The following is a 24783-nucleotide window of genomic DNA, read 5'->3' as shown; positions in this document are numbered from 1 at the left end:
AAGTTGGCGTGATACAAACATGCTTTTGCTGGGACTCGTATCCCGCACCATAAAGAATTTAAAACCAGTCTAGGAAAATGTCATGCGTCTCATCCTTTTAGGAGCGCCAGGTGCCGGTAAGGGCACGCAAGCGAATTTCATTAAGGAAAAATTCAACATCCCGCAGATCTCGACCGGAGACATGCTGCGCGCCGCTGTGAAGGCCGGTACCCCGCTTGGTATCGAAGCCAAGAAAGTCATGGATGCGGGTGGTCTGGTATCGGACGACATCATCATCGGCCTGGTCAAGGACCGGCTCAAGCAGGATGACTGCGCGAATGGTTACCTGTTCGACGGTTTTCCGCGTACGATCCCGCAGGCGGATGCAATGAAGGATGCAGGCGTTGCCATCGACTACGTGCTTGAAATCGACGTACCCGATACCGCCATCATCGAACGCATGAGCGGCCGCCGTGTGCACCAGCCGTCCGGTCGCACCTATCACGTCGCTTTCAATCCGCCGAAACAAGCCGGCAAGGACGATTTGACCGGCGAAGAACTGATCCAGCGCGACGACGACAAGGAAGAAACCGTGCGCAAGCGCCTTGCCGTCTATCACGAGCAAACAGAAGTGCTGGTCGGCTATTACAACAAGTGGGCACAGTCCGGACAACCCGGCGCCCCGAAATATCGAAAAATTGAAGGTGTCGGACCGGTGGAAACGATCCGGGATAAATCCTTTGCAGCCTTGGCTGAGTAATCACAAAAAGCGGACACATGTCCGCTTTTTTGTTTTCCGCATGCTGAACCTAATCGGGACGATTGAGCCCAATCGACAAACAGCATGCATGTCCCTTCGGATGCATGTCCCCTCAGGACAGCTATAGCAGGAACCAGAACAGGATTGTCAGGTAGCAGCGACCGTCGCTACCGATACGATGAGCTTCAGCAGGTTGCGTAAAAGTTTTGCAGTGCATGAATCCGCAGGACCGCGGCAGTCGCTACACCGCTATTGAATAGCGTGAAGGTAGTGCCGGGATCCTCCGGAACGTGGTCGTTGTTTTAACTTTGTCGTGAACAACAATGGAGGAGTCGATATGGCAGCAGGATTGTGGTTTGCCGTAGCGTGCGGTGTACTTGCCGTCATCTACGGACTGATGTCCCGAAGCTGGATTCTGAAGCAGGAAGCCGGCAATGCCCGCATGCAGGAAATCGCGCTTGCGATTCAACAGGGCGCCGCCGCTTACCTCGGGCGACAGTACCGTACGATTGCGATAGTCGGCGTCGCGCTTTTCATCCTGATCGCCATACTTCCCGGACTCGGACTCAAGACCGCTGCCGGCTTCCTCATCGGCGCGGTATTGTCGGGCGCCTGCGGCTTCATCGGCATGAACGTGTCGGTGCGCGCCAATGTGCGCACCGCGCAAGCCGCCACCAAGGGTATGAACGAGGCGCTCGATGTCGCGTTTCGCGGCGGGGCGATTACCGGCATGCTGGTGGCCGGACTCGGCCTGCTCGGCGTCGTACTGTTTTACTGGTATCTCGCCAATGCGGGGCAGGGCAACGCGACAACGATGCATGACGTCCTCAAACCCTTGATCGGCCTCGGTTTCGGTGCTTCGCTGATCTCCATCTTCGCGCGTCTTGGCGGCGGAATCTTCACCAAGGGGGCCGATGTCGGTGCCGATCTGGTGGGTAAGGTCGAAGCCGGCATTCCCGAAGACGATCCGCGCAACCCCGCAGTCATTGCCGATAACGTCGGGGACAATGTCGGCGACTGTGCAGGCATGGCCGCCGACCTGTTCGAAACCTATGTCGTCACGCTGATTGCGACGATGCTGCTCGGCGCCTTGGTGGTCAAGGGAGCGGAAATGGAAGCGGTACTGTATCCACTGTTGCTGGCGGCGGTATCCATTCCTGCCTCCATCGTCGGCTGCTGGATGGTCAAGGCCAAGCCTGGCAGGAAAATCATGTCCGCACTGTACACCGGCTTGTGGTGGGCGGCCGGCCTGTCGTTGATCGGTTTTGCCGTCGTAACTTGGCGCGTGATGCCGGAAGCGATGCGTATACCGCTGATGGGATCGGCCGTGGTCGGCATCGTCCTGACCGGATTGATGGTCTATATCACCGAGTATTACACCGGCACCGATTTCAAGCCGGTACGGCACATCGCCGAAGCCTCCACTACCGGCCATGGCACCAACATCATCGCCGGTCTGGGCGTGTCGATGAAGGCTACCGCCTATCCGGTATTGGCGGTCTGCGCGGCGATACTGGTGACTTACTGGCTGGCCGGGCTCTACGGCGTAGCCATTGCTGCGACTGCCATGCTGTCCATGGCCGGCATCATTGTGGCGCTTGACGCCTACGGCCCGATTACCGACAACGCCGGCGGCATAGCCGAAATGTCGGAGCTGCCCGCTTCGGTGCGTGCAATCACCGATCCGCTCGATGCCGTCGGCAATACCACCAAGGCTGTCACCAAAGGCTATGCGATCGGCTCGGCCGGTCTTGCCGCGCTGGTGCTGTTCGCCGACTATACGCATGCGCTCGATTCGGTTGGCAAGAGCACCTCGTTCGACCTGTCCAATCCCATGGTCATCGTTGGCCTGTTCATCGGCGGCCTGATTCCCTACCTGTTCGGCGCAATGGCGATGGAAGCGGTCGGCCGCGCGGCGGGCGCAGTGGTGATCGAAGTGCGCCGGCAGTTCCGCGATATCAAGGGCATCATGGATGGCTCGGGCAAGCCGGAATACGACAAGGCGGTCGATATGCTGACCGCATCGGCGATCAAGGAAATGATCATTCCCTCCTTGCTGCCCGTGGTCGTGCCGATCCTGGTCGGCATGCTGTTGGGGCCGGCGGCGCTTGGCGGCCTGCTGATGGGAACCATCATCACCGGCCTGTTCGTGGCGATTTCCATGACGACCGGCGGCGGCGCCTGGGACAACGCCAAAAAATATATCGAAGACGGCCATCACGGCGGCAAAGGCTCCGATGCACACAAGGCTGCCGTTACCGGCGATACGGTCGGCGACCCTTACAAGGACACGGCCGGTCCGGCGGTCAATCCGTTGATCAAGATTATCAACATCGTTGCACTGCTGCTGGTTCCCTTGCTGCCGGCGACAGCGCCCCAGGCCACCGGCGTACATGCGCCGGCGCCAATGACGGCGCCCGTCAGCACGCCGATGGCCCCTGATGCGTCGGCGCCCAAGCAATAGATATCCGGATTTCAACGCGCTTGAAGAAAGGCGGCTGCGGCCGCCTTTGCTTTTCCGGCAAAAAGTTCGCTACAATCGCACGTCTTACGTTAACGTAAACGTCATAGCGCACCACGACCATATTTCCGTTCAGAAAAGAGGAACAAATGCAGATCCAAAACAGCGTATTCATCATTACCGGCGGCGCATCCGGCCTGGGTGCAGCAACCGCCCGCATGATCGTCGATAACGGTGGCAAGGTAGTATTGGCGGACGTGCAAGTCGACGTCGGCGAAAAGCTGGCGACCGAACTTGGCGGCCGCTTCGTCAAGTGCGATGTGACTTCCGAAGCAGACGGCAAGGCGGTGGTCGATGCCGCTGTCGGAATGGGGACCTTGCGCGGCCTGATCAATTGCGCCGGCGTGGCGCCTGCCATCAAGACCGTGGGGAAAGACGGCCCGCATCCGCTCGACGTCTTCCAGCGTGTCGTCAGCATCAATCTTGTCGGTACATTCAACATGTCGCGCCTCGCGGCCGATGCCATGTCCAAGACCGAAGGCAACGAGTATGGCGAACGTGGTGTCATCGTCAACACCGCATCGGTAGCTGCCTATGACGGCCAGATCGGCCAGGCAGCCTATGGCGCGTCGAAAGCCGGCGTGGTCGGCCTGACGCTGCCGATGGCGCGCGACCTGTCGCGCAATGGCATTCGTGTCATGACGATTGCTCCCGGTATCTTTGAAACGCCGATGCTGCTTGGCATGCCGCAGGAAGTCCAGGATGCGCTTGGCCGCATGGTGCCGTTCCCGTCTCGCCTCGGCAAACCGTCTGAGTATGCGCATCTCGCCCGCACCATCATCGAAAATCCGATGCTAAACGGCGAGACGATCCGCCTCGATGGCGCTATCCGCATGCAGCCGAAGTAAGGCTGCACAACATGGGAGCCCTGTGCGTTCCCATGTTGTGCCCCTGCAGGTTTCCTTCGCACGGTGAGCGATCTCAAGACGTCTGCATTTATCCAGCATTTGCGCATGACAGCCGTCCGCAGGCAAATTAGACTGGCAAACCGTCCGGACGACTTGGCGAAGGTGCGCCGTAGCCACTCCTCCGGCTGAACCAATCGTTTGTTTTTCCGTGGAGTTGGCCATGATCAGAACAAGAATATTCCTGCTCGCCGCGCTGCCTGTCTTTCTTGCCGCATGCGCAAGCAATCAACCCGCAACACAACCGGCGCCCGCTGCAAAACAGCCGGCGGGAATGCAGGCGCCCGAGATTGCTTCCGGGTATACCGACAAGCCGGGCTGGGCCGCAAAAAAATACATGGTTGCTGCGGCAAATCCCTTGGCCACTGATGCCGGGTACCAGGTATTGCGCGCCGGCGGCTCTGCGATCGACGCGGCCATCGCGGTACAAATGGTTCTTGGCCTGGTCGAGCCGCAATCGTCCGGTATCGGCGGCGGCGCTTTCCTGATGCATTTCGACGGCAGTACGATCAAAGCGTTCGACGGGCGCGAGACGGCGCCTGCGGCGGCGACCGAGCAATTGTTCCAGGCTGCGACGAGCAAGGCAATGAGCTTCCATGAAGGCGTGGTCGGCGGCCGTTCGGTCGGCGCACCCGGCGTACTGCGCATGCTTGAAATGGCGCACAAGCAGTATGGCAAGCTACCCTGGGCGTCGCTGTTTGCGCCGGCAATCGCATTGGCGGAGCAGGGATTTGCGGTCAGCCCGCGCTTGAATACCATGCTCAAGGCAGAGCAATTCCTGAAAAAAGATCCTGTCGCCGCCGCCTATTTTTATGACAGGGACGGCAATCCCTGGCCGGTCGGGCATGTGCTGAAAAATCCCGAGCTCGCCCGGGTGCTGCACGATATCGCAAGCGGCGGCGCCGATGCCTTTTACAAGGGCCAGATCGCCCGCGATATCGAGGCCAAGGTCAAAAGCCATCCGACCAATCCCGGCATGCTGACCTCCGCCGATATCGGCGGCTACCAGGCAAAGTTGCGCGAACCGATCTGTACCGACTACCGGTCGTGGACCGTGTGCGGGATGCCGCCGCCATCGTCCGGCGGTATTGCGATCGCCCAGATGTTGGGCATGCTCGAAGCGAAAGACATCGGCAGGTTTGCGCCGGTCAATGGCGCGCTCAGTGCCGATGCGATTCATCTGTTTTCCGAAGCGGGGCGGCTCGCCTATGCGGACCGCGGACGGTATGTGGCCGACACCGATTTCGTGCCGCTCCCGGGGAACAGTGTCAAGGCCTTGGTGGACAAGCGCTATCTCGCCGGAAGAGCGGCCCTGATCACCGACAAGTCGATGGGAACCGCCGCGTTCGGCGTGCCGCCTGCGACAGCTCTGGCGCTTGGTGTCGACAACTCACCCGAATTGCCGTCGACGTCGCATATCTCGATTGTCGATGCGAAGGGCAGTGCGATTTCGATGACCACGACGATCGAAGATGCATTCGGCGCGCGGCAAATGGTGCGTGGCTTCCTGTTGAATAACCAGCTGACCGATTTTTCCTTCGATGCCTCCGATGCCAATGGCCCGATCGCCAACCGGGTACAGCCCGGCAAGCGTCCGCGCAGTTCGATGGCGCCTACCTTTGTATTCGAAAAGGGAAGCAAGAAGCTGGTGATGTCGACCGGCTCGCCCGGCGGCTCGGCAATCATCAATTATGTCGGCAAAGTCCTGATCGGCACGCTGGACTGGGGTCTGAATGTTCAGCAGGCGATCAGCCTTCCGAACTTCGGCAGCCGCAATGGACCGACCGAACTGGAGCAGGGCAGGGTGAGCGAGGCCCTGATCGAGCAGCTCAAGGCCAAGGGACATAATGTCCGTGTCATGGAGCAGACCTCCGGTTTGCAGGGCATCATGCGCATGAATATCCATGGCGAAGAAATGTGGTTCGGCGGCGCCGATCCGCGCCGCGAAGGTATCGTCAAGGGAGACTGACGCTTTATCAAGATTGCAAATGGCGGCGGCGCAGCATGATGCAGCAGCGTTGTTTTCACTGCGCATCGCCGATGCCGTACTCCCCAAATGCGGCCTTGCCTGATACTCTCTGGCTATGAGAGACGGCAAAAAAACAGGACTTGTCCTGACAGGAGGGGGCGCCCGGGCAGCTTATCAGGTAGGCGTGCTCGACGGCGTCTCTTCTATCCTGCGCGACGCGGGCTGGGAGCCCGAACGCAATCCCTACGATATCATTTGCGGTACTTCAGCCGGCGCCATCAATGCGACTGCACTTGCCTGCCACGCCGACAATTTCGAAGAAGGCTTGCAAAAGGTGTTGCGGGTGTGGGAGCACTTCACGGCGGAGCAGGTGTACCGTGCCGATTCGCTCGGCGTGCTGCGCTCGGGAGCGAAATGGCTTTCGCTGATGTCTTTCGGCTGGCTGTTACGCAAATGGAAAGCCAATCCTCCCAATTCGCTGCTGGACAACACGCCGCTGATCACGCTGCTTAACAGGATGCTTAACTTTCCACGCCTTGACGCGGCGCTGATGGATGGGAAGCTTCATGCATTGGCGGTCACCGCTTCTTCTTATTCGGCTGGCCGCCATATCACTTTTTTCCAGAGCGAGGCCAAGATCGAGCCATGGGTCCGGTCGCAGCGCATGGCCTTGCGTAGCCAGATCGCAGTGGAGCATTTGCTGGCATCGTCGGCTATTCCCTTGATCTTTCCGGCGACGCCGATTTATTGCGAAGGCCGGAGGGAATACTTCGGCGACGGGTCGATGCGCCAACTGGCACCGATTTCGCCGGCCATCCATCTGGGCGCGGACAAGGTCTTGGTGATCGGCGCGGGGCGTCTGAATGAACGGCTGCCCGAGAATGCCGGGCCTGCGCAATATCCCAGTCTGGCGCAAATTGCCGGCCATGCGCTTTCCAGCATCTTTTTGGATAGTTTGGCGGTCGATATTGAACGCATGACGCGGGTAAATCTGACCTTGTCCATGCTGACCGAAGAACAGCGAGCGAAGACGCCTTTGCGCCCGATACAGATGCTGACGATTGCGCCATCGGAACGGCTGGACGAGATCGCCAGCCGGCGGGTAGGCAGCCTGCCGCGACCAGTCAGGATGCTGCTTGGCGGAATAGGGGCGACCGAAGCACGCGGCGCGGCGCTGGCATCCTACCTGTTGTTCGAATCCAGCTATACCGGGGAATTGATCAGACTGGGCCGAAGGGATGCCTTGGCCCGGCGCGACGATGTTCTGGCCTTCTTCGACATGCCGGAGCACGCGGCAGGGTTACCGGCAAATCGTGCGGCGCTCGCGCACTCCGCATAAGCGCCTGTCGGATAATCAATCTTCGTGGTGGTGTTTCCAGTGGTGTTTATGCTTATGTTTATGCTTGTGGCGATGACCGTCGCCGTAATACGGGTATCCGTAGGATACAACCGTCGCAGGCTGCACATAGACGGGTTGCGGTTGGACATAAACCACGGCCGGAGCCGGCGTATAGATTCGAGGGGCCGAGTAGCCTGAACCGATATTGATCGACCAGTTGACGTCCGGGTGGCCTCCGGCCAGCGCGAAGGGCGCGGCCGAAAGGAGAAATGCGCCCGCAAGGACACGCAGAGTGGAACAGATCGGTTGCTTCAGCATCATATTTTCCTTGATGTTTGCTTCACATTATTAAACTTGATTTGCATTGTTCATGACCAGCCACAATTGTTCTGAAGCAAGTAAAAACTGCAACAAATTGTGAGGGATTTGTTTGGTAACAGATCTTGGAGATCTTAGGCGGCACACTGGGAGTTTTTGAACTTGTCAATATGACATCTAGGAGAAACGCTTACCATATTTGAGGCAAACAGGGTTGATTCGCATTTGACAAGCAGTTACCCTACGGTATCCGTGGATTCGTTTTCAATTCAACTCTTTCAACATTTGGGCAGCGCAATGGGCCGGCAGTTTTTGAGCAAGTGGTTGCTATGCATGGCAATCCTGTTTCTTTCGCTAAATGTTTTTGCCAAAGAAATGGCTCAATCCGGCGTTGTACCGGTGGCCGAGTTGCCGCGGGAAGCGCGACAGACACTTGAACTGATCAAGCGCGGAGGGCCATTCCCATATGCGAAGGACGGACGGGTGTTCAGGAATTTTGAAGGAAACCTGCCAAAACAGAAGCGTGGGTATTATCACGAGTACACGGTCAAAACCCCAGGCGCACGCAATCGCGGAGCCCGGCGCATCGTGAGCGGTGGAGATCCGGTGTCCTCGGGCGAGTACTACTATACCGATGATCATTACGCGACTTTCAGACGCATCAAAGAGTAAGAACATGCGAACCGAGTTAACGGATAGAGAACCCATGAACCTCATTCCCCCATCCGAGGAAGACATGAGCTTGTTCAAAACCGTACCGCCCAATCTGGTACAGTCCATCCGCGCTTTCCGGGTATCGGAATTGCAGGACGAAGCGGCGCGTCTTGGACAACACTTTTTATACGCGTATTGCGCTGAGGCAACAACAAAGCAGCAAGTACTCGCCTGCATCGCCAGCGCTTTTCACTTTCCCAAGCACTTTGGCAAGAACTTCGATGCATTGAGCGATTGCCTGACCGACCTGGTGTATAAGGCCGGGCCTCAGCCTGGTTTTCTTATTGTTATTGAGCAATTACCCAACACGCCCAAGTTCGATAGGGAAGCACGGGAAACTCTGCTGGATGTATTCCGCGATGCGGCGGACTTTTGGGCAGAAAAGAAGGTCGCTTTCCGCGTGTTCTATTCCTTTCAATAGCTTCATTGGTCCTGGCGCGAAATGCCTCAGCAAGCCGGCCATGCGCCGGCTTTTTTATTTGGACCGGACGGGAGGAGGCAGGCCGGTACGGTAAAATGCGCGCCATGAAAAATATCGTCATCCTGATTTCCGGACGCGGCAGCAATATGCAAGCGATAGTCCGCGCCGCCCAAGCCGAAGGCTGGCCGTGCCGGATTGCGGCTGTGATCAGCAACCGTGCGGATGCCGAAGGCCTGGCGTTCGCTGCCAGCCATGGCATTCCGACCGAAGTCATCGTCAGCAAGGAATTTCCGTCGCGCGAAGCCTTCGATGCCGCACTGCGCGTGGCAATCGACCGGTTTTCTCCCGATCTGGTCGTACTCGCAGGATTCATGCGGATACTGACGCCGGCATTGGTAGAACATTACGACGGCCGCATGCTCAATATTCATCCATCCCTGCTGCCGAGTTTTCCCGGTCTGGCCACGCATAGTCAAGCCCTTGCGGCCGGCGTCAAGGTGCATGGCGCGACCGTTCACTTTGTCACGGCCGAGCTGGACCATGGACCGATCGTCGCGCAGGCGGCGGTGCCGGTCCTGCCGGGCGACAGCGAACACTCGCTGGCCGAACGCGTGCTGGTCGAGGAACATGTCATTTATCCGCGGGCGGTACGCTGGTACGTTGAAGGACGTTTATCCATCGACAGCGGACTGGTCCACATTGCGGATGCGGCCCAGCCCGCCTGAAAAGAAAGAGTATCCATGAGATTGCATCCTGCGGTGGTTGGCGCTGCCGAAGAAGTCCTGCGCGAGGTATTGCGCTTTACCGGCCCGGCTGACGTCATTATTTCCCGATATTTTCGCGAGCATCCCAAGCTGGGATCGCGCGAGCGAAATGCGATTGCGGAAGGTGTGTATGCGGTATTGCGCAACAAGCTTGCATACGCCAGCTTTGCCGAGTCCGGCTATGGGCCGGCGATGCGCCGCCTGGCCTTGCTGGGACTGGCGGACGCGGCAGGCGTTGATAATCTTGGCAGCCTGTCGGCGGAAGAGACGGAATGGCTGCAGCGCATTGCCCAGATCGACCGCGCCAGCCTGCCGGTCACCCTGCGCGCGAACCTGCCGCAATGGCTGTTTGACAAGCTGGTCGCGCGGGACGGTGAGGCGGCGACGCTGGAACTTGCCGATGCGCTCAACCGTCCGGCCCCGCTGGACTTGCGCGTCAATGCATTGAAATGGAAACGCGAAGACGTGATCGCCGAACTGGCCAAGGCGCCCATCGTTTGCGAGCCTACGCCCTATGCACCGCTCGGCATTCGCGTGAGGAAAAAGCCGGCGCTGCAGAACCTGCCTTTGTTCAAGGAAGGCGCAATTGAGGTACAGGATGAAGGCAGTCAGCTACTCACGCACATCCTTGGCGCAAAGCGCGGCGAGATGGTGGTGGACTTCTGTGCCGGCGCCGGTGGCAAAACGCTTGGTATTGGCGCGGCAATGCGCAACACCGGTCGCCTCTATGCATTCGACGTCTCCGAAAAGAGGCTGAGCAAACTTAAACCGCGTCTTGCGCGCAGCGGCCTGTCCAATGTCCATCCTGTGCTGATCGCCCATGAAAACGACGCCAAGGTCAAACGCCTGGCATCGAAGATCGATCGTGTACTAGTCGACGCACCCTGCAGCGGCCTCGGTACGCTGCGCCGCAATCCGGACATGAAATGGCGTCAGACACCGGAGTCCATCGTCGAACTCAATGCCAAGCAGGTCTCGATTCTTGCCAGTGCGGCGCGCCTGCTCAAACCCGGCGGCCGGCTCGTGTATGCGACCTGCAGTCTGCTCGACGAAGAAAACGAGGCAGTGGCACAGCAGTTCCTGGCGACGCACGAGGGATTTACTCTGGTGCCGATGAAAGACGTTCTGCTTGAGCAAAAGATAGCTCTCGAAATGCAGGATTATCTGAAACTTTCGCCGCACCTTCACCATACCGACGGCTTTTTTGCCGCAGTCTTCGAGCGGAAGAAATGAGCCTGAAGTCATGTGCGGCATCGATCGCGCTGTGCTTTTTTCCGCTGTTTGTCGCAGCGGCATCTTCGCAAACCGAACGGCCCGTGCCGCTTGCAGCGCAGGGTTCGCTGCAGCCCCTTTTTTCGCCCGGCGACAATATCGAGGGGGCCATCATTGAGGTTATCGATGGCGCCCGGCAGCAGGTGCTGGTCCAGGCCTACCTGTTGACCAGCAAGAAAATCGCCACTACGCTCCTGGCAGCACACCGCCGCGGTATCGACGTACGCGTCATGGTCGATGCCGATCAACTGGAAAGAGTGGAGTCCTCGGTAGCGCCGAAACTGGCGGCTGGCGGCATTCCCGTCTGGCTTGAGACGAAATACCAGAACGCGCACAACAAGGTCATGGTCATCGATGCCGCAAGTCCGCGCGCCGTGGTCATGACCGGCAGTTTCAATTTCACCTGGACGGCCCAGCATAAGAATGCGGAAAACCTGCTGATCGCACGGAATAATCCTGCATTGGCGGCACGCTACGCGCAAAACTGGGAGCGCCACAAAAACGACGCGACACCTTACAAGAAATGAAACAAAACCTGCTTTCCATCCTCCTGTCCGACTTGTGGGCCGATTTGCATGATTCCAACCTGCTGTGGCAGATCAGCGCTTTGCTCATTAGCCTGGGGCTGGGCTGGGCCTTGGCGCGCATGCTGCGCGGACGGCTGACGTCGCATGACGTACAACTGCGCGTGATGCGCCTGGGAGTGGAAAGCTTTTCGCGTGTACTGGCGCCATTGCTGGCGCTCGGCTTGATCGCCTTGTCCAAACTGGTTCTACAGCAGTGGATGCCTGTCAACCTGCTACGCCTGGCGTTACCATTGGTAGGTTCGTTCGCCTTGATCCGGCTGGCTTTTTATATATTGCGCCGCGTATTTGCGCGCGGCGGTGAGGCCGGTGCTCTGGTACTGCTATTCGAAAAAGTATTCGCTACGGTGGTGTGGTGCGGCGTCGCGCTTTATGTCACGGGTCTCTGGCCGGATTTGATCGAATACCTTGAAAAGACCGCCATTCCTGTCGGCCGCCACAAGGCGTCGCTCCTGGTCGTTGCTCAAGCAGCGGCGTCTGTCGTCGTCACCTTGATGTTTGCCCTATGGGCCGGTGCGGCGCTCGAAGAGCGTTTGATGCGCATTGACGGTATGCACTCCTCGGTCCGCGCCGTCATGGCGCGAATGGGGCGCGCCGTGTTGATCCTGCTTGCGGTACTGATTAGCCTGTCACTTGTCGGTATCGACCTCACAGTGCTATCGGTATTTGGCGGTGCGCTTGGCGTCGGGCTTGGTCTCGGCTTGCAAAAGATCGTTAGCAGTTACGTGTCGGGGTTCGTCATCCTGATCGAGCGCAGCCTTGCGATTGGCGATATTGTCAACGTCGACAAATATTCGGGGCAGATAACCCAGATCAATACACGCTATACGATTGTGCGAGGTTTCGATGGCATAGAGACGGTGGTGCCGAATGAAATGCTGATTTCCAACCCTGTGCAGAACTATTCATTGACCGACCGTTCGTTGCGTCTGGCGACACGGCTCACCGTTTCCTATCAAACAGATATCGATCTGGCTCTTAGGCTGTTTGAAGAAGCGGCGGCGCCGATTTCACGCATTCTGAAAGACCCGGCACCCCAGGCGTTGCTCATACGCTTCGATCCCGACGGATTCGAGCTCGAACTTGGGATATGGATCGCGGATCCCGAGAACGGAAGGTCAAATGTTTTGTCTGAGTTGAACCGGGCAATCTGGAAAAGTTTGCAAAAACATCAAATTGAAGTGTCATATCCGCAGCGCGAAGTCAGGATCCTGGATCTGCCTCCAGGCTTGGAGCGCAGCATTTCCTCCAAAATGCCCGTCACCGAGGCGCCATAACAGCGTACAATCTGCACCAAAATGCAGATAGGACGTTGTTTTTCAAGTGAAAAGCTCGTTATTTACTTGATAAGCAAGAACCCCGATGTATTCAACTGGAGTATCCATCATAGAAACCACTATGCTTGACGTAGCACTGAACTTTCTGTCCAACGGCCTTACCGGTGCATCCGGCTGGGAAATCGTCGCATTTACCCTGATCGCGACCCATATCACGATCGCCGCCGTCACCATTTATCTGCATCGCTGCCAAGCGCACCGCGCCCTCGACCTGCATGCGATCCCCAGTCACTTTTTCCGCTTCTGGCTTTGGCTGACCACCGGTATGGTCACCAAGGAATGGGCGGCGATTCATCGCAAGCATCACGCAAAATGCGAGACAGAAGACGATCCGCATAGCCCGGTAACGCGTGGCATCAAGAAAGTCTTGTTTGAAGGCGCCGAGCTTTACCGCGCTGAATCCAAGAACAAAGAGACCGTGGAAAAGTATGGTCATGGTACTCCGGACGACTGGGTCGAGCGCAATCTCTACAGCAAGTACAGCTGGCAAGGCGTGGGCCTGATGCTGATTATCGACCTGATGCTGTTCGGTGTTGTCGGCTTGAGCGTCTGGGCGGTGCAAATGCTGTGGATTCCGGTAACGGCGGCCGGCATCATCAATGGCATCGGTCACTACTGGGGCTATCGCAATTACGATTGCACTGATGCGGCGACCAATATCTTCCCGATCGGTATCATTATTGGCGGCGAAGAATTGCACAACAATCACCATACTTTCGGTACTTCGGCCAAATTGTCTTCCAAGTGGTACGAATTCGACATCGGCTGGATGTATATCCGCATCCTGGAAACCCTGGGCCTTGCAAAGGTGAAAAAAGTCGCACCTGAGCCAAAGTTCAACCGTGAAAAGCGCGTGGCCGACCTCGACACCTTGCAGTCGGTTATCGCTAACCGCTACGACGTGATGGCGAAGTATGCAAAATCGATCAAGCGCGCATGGCGTGACGAAATGGAGCATCTGGCGGGCAAAGGCAAGCTTGAACACAAGTTTCTGAAATCATCCGGCAAGCTGCTGCAGCGTGAACCCGGTAAGCTGGCTGCGCCGCAACAGCAACAGCTGACTGAGCTTTTCGCGCACAGCAAGGCTTTGCAGACCATGCATGAAATGCGTGTCGAACTAGGTGCGATCTGGGAGCGTTCCAACTCTAGTCGCGAACAGTTGCTGCAGCAATTGCAGGATTGGTGCGCGAGAGCGGAAGCATCGGGTATTCGCGCATTGCAGGAGTTCTCGCTGAGGCTGCGTAGCTACGCCTGATTACTGATCCCTGCGCGAAGAAATTAAAACGGCCCGGAATACCGGGCCGTTTTTTTGCGCTATCAAGTAGCTAAGGCACCGCGCAGGATTGACGTCTGAAAACAAAAAAGCCGTTCAGAGAACGGCTTTTTTATTACGCTAATGCGCGGAGAGCAAAATTATTTGATCTTGGTCTCTTTGTATTCCACATGCTTGCGCGCCTTGGGATCGAACTTCATGATCGCCATTTTTTCCGGCATGGTGCGCTTGTTCTTGGTGGTGGTATAGAAATGACCGGTACCTGCGGTCGATTCCAGCTTGATTTTGTCGCGGTTAGATTTTGCCATGATGATTTCCTAAAGTTTTCCGCTTAGACTTTTTCGCCGCGGGCACGCATGTCAGCGAGGACGGCATCGATGCCGATCTTGTCGATCACGCGCAGGCCGGCGTTGGAGAGACGCAGCGAAACCCAACGGTTTTCCGATTCAACAAAAATACGGCGGTTTTGCAGGTTTGGCAAAAAGCGACGCTTGGTCTTGTTGTTCGCATGGGAAACGTTGTTGCCGACCATCGGCCCCTTCCCGGTCACTTGGCAAACACGTGCCATGGTTCACTCCTTAAAAGATTCCAGAATTGGAAAAAACGAGAGTATAGCCAAAAAAATGTGGATTTTCAATGACTTGCGAAAAACAATTGTGTCTTTTGTTATTCGTTAAATTTAACAATTTGCGGGAAGTGTCAATATTTAGATTTCCCCATGTTCCGCAAACGAGTAAACACGGCTGCCGGCAACGACAAAATGATCGAGCACCCGTACATCGACAAGGCCCAGCGCCTGCTGCAGCGACTTGGTCAGCATGCGATCAGCCGCGCTTGGTTCGGGGCTGCCGGACGGGTGGTTATGCGCGACGATAACGCCCGCCGCATTATGCGATAGCGCGGCTTTTACAACCTCGCGTGGATAGACGCTGGTATGCATCAAACTGCCGCGAAAGAGCTCCTCGGCCCTGATCAGGCGGTTTTTTACATCGAGGAAGAGAACGGCGAAAGATTCGTAGGCTTTTTTCGCCAGCATCAGTTGCAGATACTGACGAACCGCTTGCGGCGAACTCAATACATCGCCAGCTTTCAGATCTTCGCTGATCGAGCGGCGCGCCAGTTCAAGTACAGCCTGCAACTGCGCGAACTTTGCCGGGCCGAGGCCGTGTACGCAGGAAAAATCGCTCAGGCTTGCGCTGAAAAGGCCGTTTAATGAACCAAAGTGGCTCAGCATGTCGCGTCCGAGATCGACGGCGCTTTTGCCGCTGACGCCGACGCGTAAAAATACCGCAAGCAATTCGGCATCCGAAAGCTGTTGCGCGCCATGCCGCACCAGGCGTTCGCGCGGACGCTGGTCTTCCGGCCAATGGTTGATTGCCATGACACTCCATACTGGTTATTGAGGCGGGTGCCGCAATTATATGTGTGAATGTTATAAAAATTGCAATCAAATCAACTTTCTCTGGAATGTGCATTGCGCTGCGCAAGTCGCATCGTCGCTTACAATAACGGGTTACCATCCGATCCAGCCTCGTTATGCAGAACTCCCTCCAGCCCATCGTTACCGAATCCGCTTACCTGACCTTGCATTACCGCCTTGCGGCAATGGACGGGACCAGTATCGTCAGCACATTTGAAGAAAATCCGGCGACACTACAGCTTGGAAACGGTCAGCTTGCTCCATTTCTGGAAGCTTGTCTGATCGGCCTGCAAGAAGGCACGCATCAAACCTTTGAACTATCCCCCGAAAAGGCATTCGGTCCGCGTAATCCTGAACTGGTCCAGCATGTGTCGCGGGCTACGCTAACTGAAAATTCGAATTTTGGCGAAGAATATGTGATCGGCGACCTGGTCGAGTTTGCCGCGCCCAGCGGGGGGCGGTTTGCCGGCGTGTTGCGCGCCATCGATGACGACACCGCGCTGTTCGACTTCAATCATCCGCTGGCCGGACAATCGGTAAAGTTCGAAGTAAAGATCATCGGCATACTTTGACATCCGGCTTGATCGGATATGGCAGTAAAAAGCATTTAGGATAGAAAAATGGATAAGGAAATCTTGCTGGCCCAGCCGCGCGGCTTCTGCGCCGGCGTCGACCGTGCAATCGACATAGTCGAGCGGGCACTGGAGCAGTTCGGCGCGCCCATTTACGTTCGCCATGAGATTGTGCATAACGCCTATGTGGTGGCGGACCTGCGCAGCAAGGGAGCCATTTTTGTTGAAAGCCTTGAGGAAGTGCCAACCGGCAACACCGTGATCTTTTCAGCGCATGGGGTATCCAAGGCGGTGCAGGCCGAGGCTGAGGCCCGCGGTCTCCGGGTGTTCGATGCAACCTGTCCTTTGGTGACCAAGGTTCATGTGGAAGTCGCCAAGATGCGGCGCGAAGGTCGCGAAATCATCATGATCGGACATGACGGTCATCCCGAAGTGGAAGGCACCATGGGCCAGTCCGAAGAAGGCATGCACTTGGTAGAGACGGTTTGCGATGTCGAAGCATTGAAGGTGCGCGATCCCGGAATGCTGGCCTACGTGTCGCAAACCACCTTGTCGGTCGACGATACCGCCGATGTGATTGCTGCACTCAAGCGAAAATTCCCCGGTATCGCCGAACCCAAAAAGGGCGACATCTGCTATGCCACGACCAATCGCCAGGAAGCGGTCAAGTTCATGGCACCCCAGGTGGAAGTGGTGATCGTGGTCGGCAGTCCCAACAGTTCGAATTCGAATCGCCTGCGCGAGGTCGCGGAGAAGAAAGGCGCTGACGCCTACATGGTCGACAAAGCCGAGCAAATCGACCCGAGCTGGCTTGAAGGCAAGCACCGCATTGGCGTCACGGCCGGAGCATCGGCTCCCGAAATCTTGGTAGAGGCCGTCATCAATCGCTTGAAAGAGCTGGGCGCAAAGAGCGTTCGCACTCTCGATGGGGTGGAAGAGCACGTTACTTTCCCCATGCCGAAAGGGCTGACGGCAAGCCGTGTCTAGAGTAGTTTCGCCCTGACTTGCTAGGCGAGGCCGAGGCGATTTGCCTGTGGAACAAGGCGCGGCGACGCGACATGGCGAGCCATGGCAAGGAGGCCTCGGCGGCCCCGCGACAACGCCGTGCCGCGGGCAAAGCGTCCGGCATCGACGGCACAGTCAGGGTGAAGCTACTCGAATGCGGCGTTGATTATTTGTGCGGCCGGTATATGGCCGCTACCCCGCCGGAATTATATTCAGACCACCTTCTTTTTTTCCATCGATTGTTTTTTCCTTTCCTCGTTATGATTGCTGCCGGCTAAGGTAGTAGTCGTAATGCGAATATTCGCCCCTTTCAGTTTGTGCAGTGCTTGAAAAAAGCTCCAGACCTTCAACTGGTCTGTAAATTTTCAAGGACATTTTTGTCGTTTTGGATATAACGTAAACATTCGCGTTATATGTGAAGCGGCAAACTCAAACGCTTGCGAATTTTTGCGTCTGCTCCCGCTGGAAGTTTGAACATTTGCAATTTGGCATCGAATGTAGTCGCGGCGATGAGTGTCGCAAATTGAAAACATTCCTCTAAAGTGCTGATGTTTCTTACGGGAACATGTTGGGTATAATGCCGCCCCAATAGGCGAGCTCACAAGGCTGCACAACTATAAAAAGTTTTTACCAAAGACGGAAACAGGAGACACGATCATGCGCATCAATAACGCCCAAGCCACTCGCAAGGTTGCGGCATGCTTCTTCCGATAAAAATAGATAACGCCCGCGGCACCCCTGACGATTTCATCCGGGTGCCGTTTTTATTATCTGAACAAGTCTTGCTGCACCGCACATCATCTACGCAGCGAATTTGTAAAACGATTTGAAGATCCTTAATAGAGAGTAGGCAAACTATGGATACCTTTATCCAACAAATCATCAATGGACTAGTGCTGGGAAGCATGTATGCGCTGGTCGCGCTGGGTTACACGATGGTGTACGGCGTCCTTAACCTGATCAACTTTGCCCATGGCGATGTGTTGATGATAGGGGCGATGGTGGGCGTGACAATCCTGAAGATTTTGCAAACTGTCGCGCCGGATCTGCCCGGTGTCGTCAAGTTGAGCATTGCAATCGCGGGCGCCATTCCCGTGTGCATAATTGTCAATATCATCATTGAACGGGTCGCCTATCGCCGTCTGCGCAATGCGCCTCGTCTCGCTCCGCTGATCACGGCGATCGGCGTTTCTATCCTGCTGCAGACATTTGCAATGATGATCTGGGGCCGCAGCCCGATTCCTTTCCCGCAAGTCATGCCTGCGGAATCGTTCAATATTGCCGGCGCGCTGATTTCCCAGACCCAGGTCATGCTCCTGATTCTGGCAACGGCTGCGATGGTCGGGCTAGTGCTCCTGGTCGAACGGACCCGTATGGGCCGGGCAATGCGGGCTACGGCTGAAAATCCGCGCGTGGCCGGACTGATGGGCGTGGATTCCAACAAGGTGATCGTCATGACCTTTGCCATTGGCGCGGCGCTTGCCGCCGTGGCTGGCGTCATGTGGGGCGCCAACTATTCATCCGCTCAATTTGCGATGGGCTTCGTGCCGGGTCTCAAGGCCTTCTCCGCTGCGGTGCTCGGCGGTATCGGAAACATTTATGGCGCGATGGTCGGCGGCATTCTGCTTGGCTTGATCGAAAGTCTGGGCGCCGGTTACATCGGCGACTTGACCGGCGGTTTCCTCGGCAGCCATTACCAGGACATCTTTGCATTCATCGTGCTTATTATCGTGCTCACACTACGTCCGTCCGGCATCATGGGCGAACGTGTTGCGGATCGTGCTTAAGCGTAAAGGAGAGATTCATGTCTGCACTATTTGACGTTAAACACAATCCGCGCAAGGCCTATACCAGCTTTGTCATTCTCGGCATCATCCTGATCGCCTTTCCGTTCATTGCCTCCAACTACGGCAATTCCTGGGTCCGCATCATGGACTTGGCGCTGCTCTATATCATGCTGGCGCTCGGCCTCAATATCGTGGTCGGGATGGCAGGCCTGCTCGACCTGGGCTATATCGCGTTCTATGCATTGGGCGCCTACATGACTGGACTGCTGGCATCGCCCCAGTTCGCCACCGTACTCGAGTCATTCGTCAATCAGTACCCGTTGGTCGGCGACAGCTTGCGATGGATAGTCGGGGAAGAAACCGCCAAGAACGGGATTCACTTGTCGGTCTGGCTGATCGTGCCGCTCGGCGCGGCGCTGGCAGCGTTTTTCGGTGCACTGCTGGGCGCGCCGACGCTGAAACTCCGCGGTGACTATCTCGCGATCGTGACTCTCGGTTTCGGTGAAATCATCCGTATCTTCATGAACAACCTGAACGCGCCGGTCAATATCACCAACGGCCCGCAAGGTATCAACATGATCGACCCGATCCGTATCTTCGGCGTATCGCTGGCCGGTGAGCCGGGGTCGCGCGCCACAGTGTTTTTCGGCGAGTGGGGCATGCCATCGGTCAACGCGTATTACTTCCTGTTCCTGTTCTTGTGCGCGGCGATCATCTTTATCTCGATCCGTCTGCAGCATTCGCGTCTGGGTCGTGCCTGGGTGGCGATCCGCGAAGATGAAATCGCTGCCAAGGCAATGGGCATCAATACCCGCAACATCAAGCTGCTGGCATTCGCCATGGGCGCTTCTTTCGGCGGTGTCGCCGGTGCGATGTTCGCGTCGTTCCAGGGCTTCGTCTCACCGGAATCTTTCTCTCTGACCGAATCCATTGCGGTGCTGGCCATGGTGGTGCTCGGCGGTATCGGCCATATTCCCGGAGTCGTTCTCGGTGGCGTGATTCTCGCGGCGCTGCCCGAAGTGCTGCGCCATGTCGTCGAACCGGTTCAGCGTCAGTTGTTCGGCACCGTTCTAGTCGATGCGGAAGTGCTGCGTCAGCTGCTTTACGGTCTGGCCATGGTCGTCATCATGCTGTATCGCCCGGAAGGCTTGTGGCCTGCGCCCAAGCATGAAGACCGGATGGATGCAAACGCCAAGAATCGTCTAGACGAAAAAGAGCCTGCTGCACTGGCCGCATAAGGAAAATCCATGAGCGAACAAATCATTCTCAACATCGCAGGCGTCAACAAGCGGTTTGGCGGCTTGCAGGCGTTGTCCGAAGTCAGCATCAAGATTCTGCGTGGCCAAATCTACGGTTTGATCGGCCCCAACGGCGCCGGCAAGACCACATTCTTCAATGTGATCACTGGTTTGTACCAGGCCGATACCGGGACGTTCGAGTTGGGCGGAAAGCCATATTCGCCGTCCGCACCGCACGAGGTCGCCAAGGCAGGGATTGCCCGTACGTTTCAGAATATTCGCCTGTTCGGCGAAATGTCGGCAGTCGAAAACGTCATGGTCGGCCGTCATGTGCGCACCCACCAGGGCGTGTTCGGCGCGGTGTTCCACCACAAGGCCGCACGCGAAGAAGAAGCGGCGATCCGTAACCGCGCGATGGAGTTGCTGGACTTCGTCGGCATCGCCAAGTTTGCGCACCGTACCGCGCGCCATTTGTCGTACGGCGATCAGCGGCGTCTGGAAATTGCCCGCGCACTCGCCACCGATCCGCAATTGCTGGCACTCGACGAGCCGGCAGCCGGCATGAATGCAACGGAAAAGCTTGCGCTGCGTGAGCTGCTGGTCAAGATCAAGGCGGAAGGCAAGACCATTCTGTTGATCGAACACGACGTGAAATTGGTGATGGGTCTCTGCGACCGCCTGACGGTGCTCGATTACGGCAAGCCGATTGCGGAAGGCGTGCCGGCCGAGGTGCAAAGCAACTCGGCGGTGATCGAGGCGTATCTGGGAGGAGGGCACTAATATGAACGAAAATATTCTAAAAATCAGCGGCCTGAAAATCGCTTACGGCGGCATTCAGGCGGTCAAGGGCATCGACCTCGAAGTCAACAAGGGCGAACTGGTCACGCTGATCGGCGCCAATGGCGCCGGCAAGACCACGACGTTGAAAGCCATTACCAATACGCTGCCCGGTTGCCGGGTGGAAGGTCAGATCCATTACACCGGCCAGCCAATACATGGCACGAATTCGTTCTCTCTGGTCAAGAAGAACCTGGCTATGGTGCCGGAAGGCCGCGGCGTCTTTACGCGCATGACGATCCAGGAAAACCTGCAGATGGGCGCCTACATTCGCGATGACAAGGCAGGCATTCAGGCCGACATCGACAAGTGGTTCGGCGTGTTCCCGCGCCTGAAGGAACGCGCGTCGCAACTCGCCGGCACCTTGTCCGGCGGCGAGCAGCAGATGCTGGCCATGGCGCGTGCGTTGATGAGCCATCCCAAGCTGCTGCTGCTCGATGAGCCGTCGATGGGGCTGTCACCGATCATGGTGGAAAAGATTTTCGAAGTCGTTCGCAACGTGTCGGCACAAGGCGTCACGATCCTGCTTGTTGAGCAGAATGCGAAGCTGGCGCTACAGGCGGCTCACCGCGGCTACGTGATGGAATCCGGTCTGATCACAATGAACGGTAACGCAAAGGATATGCTGGACGATCCGAAAGTGAAGGCAGCCTACCTCGGCGAAGGCTGATTCCCGGCCGGTATTGCGCCATACAAAAACCGCCTTGTCTGCATGTGCAGCAAGGCGGTTTTTCTTTCCAGCGTCTCGGTCCTGTACGGCCACGCAGCCTTGATGCGTCAATGGCATAATCTGGACATTCCAGAGGAGACTCACATGCACTTTGCCATACCACAACCCCCTGTTGCGACTGTTCCCGTTGCCGGCACGGACGCCATGTTTCCAGTACACCGGATCTACTGTGTCGGCCGTAACTATGTCGAGCATGCAAAGGAAATGGGTGGTACCGGTAGAGAGGCGCCATTCTTTTTCATGAAGCCGGCCGATGCCGTGCTGCCAGTGGCTTTCGGAACGGTCGGTGAAATGCCGTATCCGGGCATGACCAGCGATCTGCATCATGAAATTGAACTGGTTGTGGCGATTGGCAAAGGCGGTTCAAACATTGCGGCGTCCGACGCCATGCAGCATGTATGGGGCTATGCTGTCGGCCTTGACATGACCCGCCGTGATCTTCAAGGCGAAGCAAAAAAGCAGGGACGTCCCTGGTCGACCGGCAAGGGCTTCGACAAGTCCGCGCCGATTGGCCCCATCGTACCTGCAGCTCAGGTTGGAAACATCGGGCAGGCATCGATACGCCTTGACGTCAATGGCGCAGCCCGTCAAAAAAGCAGTATCGAAAAACTGATCTGGAATATCAGCGAGACCATCGAACACCTGTCGAAGTTTTTTGCACTCCAGCCAGGCGATCTGATTTTTACCGGTACACCGGAAGGCGTCGCTGCCGTCAAGCAGGGTGATTTGCTCGAAGGTGCTATCGATGGCGTGGGCGAACTCAAGGTCAAAATCGTTTGATGTTCGCCGCACTACTCATTGCGGCCACAACCACAGGGATTACGCGTGAAGCTCTATAGCTATTTTCGCAGTTCGGCATCGTATCGCGTACGTATTGCACTGAATCTTAAAGGTTTGCCGTACGATACGGTGCCGATTCATCTGCTCCGCAACGGCGGCGAGCAATTGACGTCAGAGTACCGCAAGCTCAATCCGGACGGGCTGGTGCCTGCCTTGGTGGCAGACTCGCCGGACGATACCAGCGCACTTACACAATCGCTCGCCATCATCGAATATCTCGACGAGGTGCATCCGCAACGGCCGCTGCTGCCGGAAAGCGCGATCGACAAAGCTTATGTCCGCGGTATTGCGTTATCGATTGCCTGCGATATTCATCCACTGAACAATCTGCGTGTGCTGCGTTATCTGGTTCGTGAATTGAAAGTCAGCGAAGACGACAAGAATGCCTGGTATCGCCATTGGTGCGAACAAGGTCTTGCCGCACTTGAGCAGACTGTGTCGAACGACAGGCGGGCCGGCCGCTTCTGTTATGGAGATGCGCCGACACTTGCGGATTGCTGCCTGGTGCCGCAGATTGCAAATGCACAAAGGCTCAATTGCGATTTGTTGGGTATGCCGACACTCATGCGCATTAATGAAGCCTGCCTGGCCCTGGACGCATTTGCGCATGCATCTCCGGCAATGCAGCCGGACGCGGAATAAAACAATCGTCAGTCAAAACAAGTCCTGCTGCAGCATCAGCAATGCTGCAGCAGGTAAGGGGATCAGGTAAATCGCGGCCGTTTACTGTCCGCTCGTCAATGCCTTGCGGGCTTCGGCAAGATCGTTTTGCAGATTCGTCTTTGCTTCGCTCATGCATTTATTACGGTCGGTCCCACGCATCTTTTTGCATTCGGCAAGCGCTTCCTGATACGCGGCATTCGCTTCGCGTTTCGAGGTTTGGAATTGCGCCTGTGGCGTCCGGTCTTCAACAGTCTGTCTGGCTTCGGCCCTGCTCATTGCATCCTGGGCTGCATGCACTGCATGAGTAGAGATGCCTGCTGTTGCAAATAGCATAGTCGCAGCATATTTGCGAAAAGTCGGCATGGCGTTCCTCCATTAACAAGAATTTTTGCTCTACCCATTGCCATGGTTATGGCTTAAGAAGATTCTTAAAAGTTTCGCCTGCTATCTCAAGCCAGATCGTCGATACCGGTATAGGTGCAAGTACACCGGCCATGCAATGCCTTGATTTTAGTCAACACAATGATTCGTTGAAAAATCATGGACATAGCAACGAGTTTCCCGGCTTATCCACAGAATTGATCACAGTTAATGTGCGTAACTCATGATTAATAAACTGCTGGAAGGCGCTAAGGTGCATTTCTGGGAATAATCAGTTTTCCGAGCAGATTCATACGCAGTGTCACGTCGGATATTTCGGATGCATTCTCTTCATCGCTTGCGTGCGAAACCGGATCTTCACCCGGAAGCTTTGCATGATCGGGATCCGGCGTCAGGTGTTCATCATTATGTAGTCTGGACATCTTGATCTCTGCTGATAAAGGAATGCGTTCAGCATACCTGCCTGTTTGGCAACGACGTTGAGATTGCTCATTCGCGTCCACCCATGTAAAGACCCGTCATAAAAGAATGCGCACTGTCAATTTCTCTTGGCATTCATGATGCTTAAATTGATTCATGCAATCCATGGAGAAATATCATGCTTGTTGCAGTCGTATCGTTATTGGCGATGATCGGTGCGGGAATGGTAGCGGTTGCTTGTATTAACTTGCTCCTAAGGCTCGAAAACTAGGGCGAGCAGTTAAAACCTTGCTTGTTTGCGACACGACAGTACCACCTGAACTCTGGCTTGATGCCTGACAAGGGTATTCGTGTTCAAACGGTTATACCTGTCATATCGACAACTTTCGATATTTGATTGGAGCCGTCATGAACGTCGCCATGCCCGACTTTGATATGCTGGTTACCCTGCATAGGCAGGATCCGGAAGCGCTAGAAACATTCCGCCGGCATTTGCTGCGCGAAGCGGTGGAGAGTGCTCCACTTGAACATCGCCCGTCCCTGGAAAGACTGCTGGAGCGAATCGAAACTGCGCGTAGTTCCGCTCAAAGTCCGACTGATGCGGCCGTCATTGCATTCCGTATGATGCGCGACTCGATGAATCTCCTGCATGAAACCTGGGATCGCGCCATGTACGAAGTAGCTGGCCTGCAAACAACGCTGCTGATCGATCGCATGCGTCGCTAGGGCAGATG

The 24783-nt window shown here is 56.4% G+C and carries 27 protein-coding genes; 21 read left to right on the top strand and 6 right to left on the bottom strand.

Annotated features, from left to right (window positions below; translation table 11 throughout):
* The first annotated feature begins 82 nt into the window (after positions 1-82).
* From adk to D3871_RS12100, 5 genes are all read left to right on the top strand, one after another.
* Positions 83-739 carry an adenylate kinase gene (gene adk, locus D3871_RS12120; RefSeq protein ID WP_119769118.1) on the top strand — a complete coding sequence of 219 codons (657 nt, stop codon included), beginning with the start codon at positions 83-85 and terminating at the stop codon, positions 737-739.
* Positions 740-1076: 337 nt separating this feature from the next.
* The gene (locus D3871_RS12115; RefSeq protein ID WP_119769117.1) at positions 1077-3203 is read left to right on the top strand and encodes a sodium-translocating pyrophosphatase; all 2127 of its coding nucleotides are present in this window, start codon (positions 1077-1079) and stop codon (positions 3201-3203) included.
* A 146-nt stretch (positions 3204-3349) separates the two neighbouring features.
* On the top strand, positions 3350-4108 hold the full coding sequence (locus tag D3871_RS12110) for a 3-hydroxyacyl-CoA dehydrogenase (protein ID WP_119769116.1): 759 nt from the start codon (positions 3350-3352) through the stop codon (positions 4106-4108).
* Between the two features lie 220 nt (positions 4109-4328).
* The gene (ggt, locus tag D3871_RS12105; protein ID WP_119769115.1) at positions 4329-6134 is read left to right on the top strand and encodes a gamma-glutamyltransferase; all 1806 of its coding nucleotides are present in this window, start codon (positions 4329-4331) and stop codon (positions 6132-6134) included.
* Between the two features lie 115 nt (positions 6135-6249).
* Positions 6250-7473, top strand: a complete 1224-nt coding sequence (locus D3871_RS12100) for a patatin-like phospholipase family protein (protein WP_119769114.1) — start codon at positions 6250-6252, stop codon at positions 7471-7473.
* A gap of 15 nt (positions 7474-7488) precedes the next feature.
* On the opposite strand, the gene D3871_RS12095 is transcribed toward D3871_RS12100, so the two are convergent.
* Entirely contained in the window at positions 7489-7794 is a 306-nt protein-coding gene (locus D3871_RS12095) for a hypothetical protein (RefSeq protein WP_233575590.1), read from the bottom strand.
* A gap of 330 nt (positions 7795-8124) precedes the next feature.
* Between D3871_RS12095 and D3871_RS12090 the strand changes: the two genes are divergently transcribed.
* The 7 genes from D3871_RS12090 to D3871_RS12060 all read left to right on the top strand — a co-directional run bounded on the left by D3871_RS12090 (position 8125) and on the right by D3871_RS12060 (position 14138).
* Entirely contained in the window at positions 8125-8463 is a 339-nt protein-coding gene (locus D3871_RS12090) for a guanyl-specific ribonuclease (RefSeq protein ID WP_338016839.1), read from the top strand.
* Between the two features lie 4 nt (positions 8464-8467).
* Entirely contained in the window at positions 8468-8926 is a 459-nt protein-coding gene (locus D3871_RS12085) for a barstar family protein (RefSeq protein WP_420799641.1), read from the top strand.
* A 104-nt stretch (positions 8927-9030) separates the two neighbouring features.
* Positions 9031-9651, top strand: a complete 621-nt coding sequence (gene purN / locus D3871_RS12080; protein ID WP_119770042.1) for a phosphoribosylglycinamide formyltransferase — start codon at positions 9031-9033, stop codon at positions 9649-9651.
* A 15-nt stretch (positions 9652-9666) separates the two neighbouring features.
* Positions 9667-10923, top strand: a complete 1257-nt coding sequence (locus tag D3871_RS12075) for an RsmB/NOP family class I SAM-dependent RNA methyltransferase (RefSeq protein ID WP_119769110.1) — start codon at positions 9667-9669, stop codon at positions 10921-10923.
* Positions 10920-11489 carry a phospholipase D family nuclease gene (locus tag D3871_RS12070; protein WP_119769109.1) on the top strand — a complete coding sequence of 190 codons (570 nt, stop codon included), beginning with the start codon at positions 10920-10922 and terminating at the stop codon, positions 11487-11489. The genes D3871_RS12075 and D3871_RS12070 overlap by 4 nt, the downstream gene beginning before the upstream one ends.
* Positions 11486-12823: a mechanosensitive ion channel family protein gene (locus D3871_RS12065; protein WP_199724760.1), complete on the top strand. Its 1338-nt coding sequence runs from the start codon at positions 11486-11488 to the stop codon at positions 12821-12823. The genes D3871_RS12070 and D3871_RS12065 overlap by 4 nt, the downstream gene beginning before the upstream one ends.
* 121 nt (positions 12824-12944) lie before the next feature.
* Complete coding sequence (locus tag D3871_RS12060; protein WP_119769108.1) at positions 12945-14138, top strand: DesA family fatty acid desaturase; 1194 nt, start codon at positions 12945-12947, stop codon at positions 14136-14138.
* 158 nt (positions 14139-14296) lie between these two features.
* On the opposite strand, the gene rpmG is transcribed toward D3871_RS12060, so the two are convergent.
* The 3 genes from rpmG to radC all read right to left on the bottom strand — a co-directional run bounded on the left by rpmG (position 14297) and on the right by radC (position 15537).
* Positions 14297-14464, bottom strand: coding sequence for a 50S ribosomal protein L33 (rpmG, locus tag D3871_RS12055; protein WP_057292919.1), 168 nt, complete (start codon positions 14462-14464; stop codon positions 14297-14299).
* A gap of 23 nt (positions 14465-14487) precedes the next feature.
* A complete protein-coding gene (rpmB, locus tag D3871_RS12050; protein WP_041296590.1) occupies positions 14488-14724 on the bottom strand; it encodes a 50S ribosomal protein L28 in 237 nt (78 codons plus the stop codon).
* A gap of 138 nt (positions 14725-14862) precedes the next feature.
* Complete coding sequence (gene radC, locus D3871_RS12045; RefSeq protein WP_119769107.1) at positions 14863-15537, bottom strand: RadC family protein; 675 nt, start codon at positions 15535-15537, stop codon at positions 14863-14865.
* A 155-nt stretch (positions 15538-15692) separates the two neighbouring features.
* Between radC and D3871_RS12040 the strand changes: the two genes are divergently transcribed.
* The 8 genes from D3871_RS12040 to maiA all read left to right on the top strand — a co-directional run bounded on the left by D3871_RS12040 (position 15693) and on the right by maiA (position 23227).
* Entirely contained in the window at positions 15693-16148 is a 456-nt protein-coding gene (locus D3871_RS12040; RefSeq protein WP_119769106.1) for an FKBP-type peptidyl-prolyl cis-trans isomerase, read from the top strand.
* 48 nt (positions 16149-16196) lie between these two features.
* Positions 16197-17135, top strand: a complete 939-nt coding sequence (gene ispH, locus D3871_RS12035) for a 4-hydroxy-3-methylbut-2-enyl diphosphate reductase (protein WP_119769105.1) — start codon at positions 16197-16199, stop codon at positions 17133-17135.
* Between the two features lie 875 nt (positions 17136-18010).
* Positions 18011-18940 (top strand): branched-chain amino acid ABC transporter permease, encoded by a 930-nt coding sequence (locus D3871_RS12025; RefSeq protein ID WP_119769103.1) that lies wholly within the window; start codon positions 18011-18013, stop codon positions 18938-18940.
* A gap of 17 nt (positions 18941-18957) precedes the next feature.
* On the top strand, positions 18958-20178 hold the full coding sequence (locus D3871_RS12020; protein WP_119769102.1) for an ABC transporter permease subunit: 1221 nt from the start codon (positions 18958-18960) through the stop codon (positions 20176-20178).
* A gap of 9 nt (positions 20179-20187) precedes the next feature.
* On the top strand, positions 20188-20958 hold the full coding sequence (locus D3871_RS12015) for an ABC transporter ATP-binding protein (protein WP_119769101.1): 771 nt from the start codon (positions 20188-20190) through the stop codon (positions 20956-20958).
* Between the two features lies 1 nt (position 20959).
* Positions 20960-21685: an ABC transporter ATP-binding protein gene (locus D3871_RS12010; protein ID WP_119769100.1), complete on the top strand. Its 726-nt coding sequence runs from the start codon at positions 20960-20962 to the stop codon at positions 21683-21685.
* A 144-nt stretch (positions 21686-21829) separates the two neighbouring features.
* Positions 21830-22525, top strand: a complete 696-nt coding sequence (locus D3871_RS12005; RefSeq protein WP_119769099.1) for a fumarylacetoacetate hydrolase family protein — start codon at positions 21830-21832, stop codon at positions 22523-22525.
* Positions 22526-22570: 45 nt separating this feature from the next.
* Positions 22571-23227: a maleylacetoacetate isomerase gene (maiA, locus tag D3871_RS12000; protein ID WP_119769098.1), complete on the top strand. Its 657-nt coding sequence runs from the start codon at positions 22571-22573 to the stop codon at positions 23225-23227.
* An 81-nt stretch (positions 23228-23308) separates the two neighbouring features.
* Here the strand turns inward: maiA and D3871_RS11995 are convergent, their stop codons facing one another.
* Complete coding sequence (locus D3871_RS11995) at positions 23309-23611, bottom strand: hypothetical protein (RefSeq protein ID WP_119769097.1); 303 nt, start codon at positions 23609-23611, stop codon at positions 23309-23311.
* 266 nt (positions 23612-23877) lie between these two features.
* The gene (locus tag D3871_RS30210; protein ID WP_158597922.1) at positions 23878-24051 is read right to left on the bottom strand and encodes a hypothetical protein; all 174 of its coding nucleotides are present in this window, start codon (positions 24049-24051) and stop codon (positions 23878-23880) included.
* Positions 24052-24457: 406 nt separating this feature from the next.
* Here D3871_RS30210 and D3871_RS11990 point away from each other — a divergent pair, with 406 nt between their 5' ends.
* Positions 24458-24775 (top strand): DUF3135 domain-containing protein, encoded by a 318-nt coding sequence (locus D3871_RS11990; protein ID WP_119769096.1) that lies wholly within the window; start codon positions 24458-24460, stop codon positions 24773-24775.
* Positions 24776-24783: the final 8 nt, after the last annotated feature.

The sequence above is a fragment of the Noviherbaspirillum saxi genome (assembly GCF_003591035.1).
GTDB lineage: Bacteria > Pseudomonadota > Gammaproteobacteria > Burkholderiales > Burkholderiaceae_D > Noviherbaspirillum > Noviherbaspirillum saxi.
Note: the sequence above shows the minus strand (reverse complement) of the source record. Positions and strands in the feature narration are given on the sequence as shown.

What these genes read in the sequence shown, in the direction of transcription:
- adk (WP_119769118.1), top strand. Translation starts at nt 83, where the DNA reads ATGCGTCTCATCCTTTTAGGAGCGCCAGGTGCCGGTAAGGGCACGCAA.
- D3871_RS12115 (WP_119769117.1), top strand. Translation starts at nt 1,077, where the DNA reads ATGGCAGCAGGATTGTGGTTTGCCGTAGCGTGCGGTGTACTTGCCGTC.
- D3871_RS12110 (WP_119769116.1), top strand. Translation starts at nt 3,350, where the DNA reads ATGCAGATCCAAAACAGCGTATTCATCATTACCGGCGGCGCATCCGGC.
- ggt (WP_119769115.1), top strand. Translation starts at nt 4,329, where the DNA reads ATGATCAGAACAAGAATATTCCTGCTCGCCGCGCTGCCTGTCTTTCTT.
- D3871_RS12100 (WP_119769114.1), top strand. Translation starts at nt 6,250, where the DNA reads ATGAGAGACGGCAAAAAAACAGGACTTGTCCTGACAGGAGGGGGCGCC.
- D3871_RS12095 (WP_233575590.1), bottom strand. Translation starts at nt 7,794, where the DNA reads ATGATGCTGAAGCAACCGATCTGTTCCACTCTGCGTGTCCTTGCGGGC.
- D3871_RS12090 (WP_338016839.1), top strand. Translation starts at nt 8,125, where the DNA reads ATGGCAATCCTGTTTCTTTCGCTAAATGTTTTTGCCAAAGAAATGGCT.
- D3871_RS12085 (WP_420799641.1), top strand. Translation starts at nt 8,468, where the DNA reads ATGCGAACCGAGTTAACGGATAGAGAACCCATGAACCTCATTCCCCCA.
- purN (WP_119770042.1), top strand. Translation starts at nt 9,031, where the DNA reads ATGAAAAATATCGTCATCCTGATTTCCGGACGCGGCAGCAATATGCAA.
- D3871_RS12075 (WP_119769110.1), top strand. Translation starts at nt 9,667, where the DNA reads ATGAGATTGCATCCTGCGGTGGTTGGCGCTGCCGAAGAAGTCCTGCGC.
- D3871_RS12070 (WP_119769109.1), top strand. Translation starts at nt 10,920, where the DNA reads ATGAGCCTGAAGTCATGTGCGGCATCGATCGCGCTGTGCTTTTTTCCG.
- D3871_RS12065 (WP_199724760.1), top strand. Translation starts at nt 11,486, where the DNA reads ATGAAACAAAACCTGCTTTCCATCCTCCTGTCCGACTTGTGGGCCGAT.
- D3871_RS12060 (WP_119769108.1), top strand. Translation starts at nt 12,945, where the DNA reads ATGCTTGACGTAGCACTGAACTTTCTGTCCAACGGCCTTACCGGTGCA.
- rpmG (WP_057292919.1), bottom strand. Translation starts at nt 14,464, where the DNA reads ATGGCAAAATCTAACCGCGACAAAATCAAGCTGGAATCGACCGCAGGT.
- rpmB (WP_041296590.1), bottom strand. Translation starts at nt 14,724, where the DNA reads ATGGCACGTGTTTGCCAAGTGACCGGGAAGGGGCCGATGGTCGGCAAC.
- radC (WP_119769107.1), bottom strand. Translation starts at nt 15,537, where the DNA reads ATGGCAATCAACCATTGGCCGGAAGACCAGCGTCCGCGCGAACGCCTG.
- D3871_RS12040 (WP_119769106.1), top strand. Translation starts at nt 15,693, where the DNA reads ATGCAGAACTCCCTCCAGCCCATCGTTACCGAATCCGCTTACCTGACC.
- ispH (WP_119769105.1), top strand. Translation starts at nt 16,197, where the DNA reads ATGGATAAGGAAATCTTGCTGGCCCAGCCGCGCGGCTTCTGCGCCGGC.
- D3871_RS12025 (WP_119769103.1), top strand. Translation starts at nt 18,011, where the DNA reads ATGGATACCTTTATCCAACAAATCATCAATGGACTAGTGCTGGGAAGC.
- D3871_RS12020 (WP_119769102.1), top strand. Translation starts at nt 18,958, where the DNA reads ATGTCTGCACTATTTGACGTTAAACACAATCCGCGCAAGGCCTATACC.
- D3871_RS12015 (WP_119769101.1), top strand. Translation starts at nt 20,188, where the DNA reads ATGAGCGAACAAATCATTCTCAACATCGCAGGCGTCAACAAGCGGTTT.
- D3871_RS12010 (WP_119769100.1), top strand. Translation starts at nt 20,960, where the DNA reads ATGAACGAAAATATTCTAAAAATCAGCGGCCTGAAAATCGCTTACGGC.
- D3871_RS12005 (WP_119769099.1), top strand. Translation starts at nt 21,830, where the DNA reads ATGCACTTTGCCATACCACAACCCCCTGTTGCGACTGTTCCCGTTGCC.
- D3871_RS11995 (WP_119769097.1), bottom strand. Translation starts at nt 23,611, where the DNA reads ATGCCGACTTTTCGCAAATATGCTGCGACTATGCTATTTGCAACAGCA.
- D3871_RS30210 (WP_158597922.1), bottom strand. Translation starts at nt 24,051, where the DNA reads ATGTCCAGACTACATAATGATGAACACCTGACGCCGGATCCCGATCAT.
- D3871_RS11990 (WP_119769096.1), top strand. Translation starts at nt 24,458, where the DNA reads ATGAACGTCGCCATGCCCGACTTTGATATGCTGGTTACCCTGCATAGG.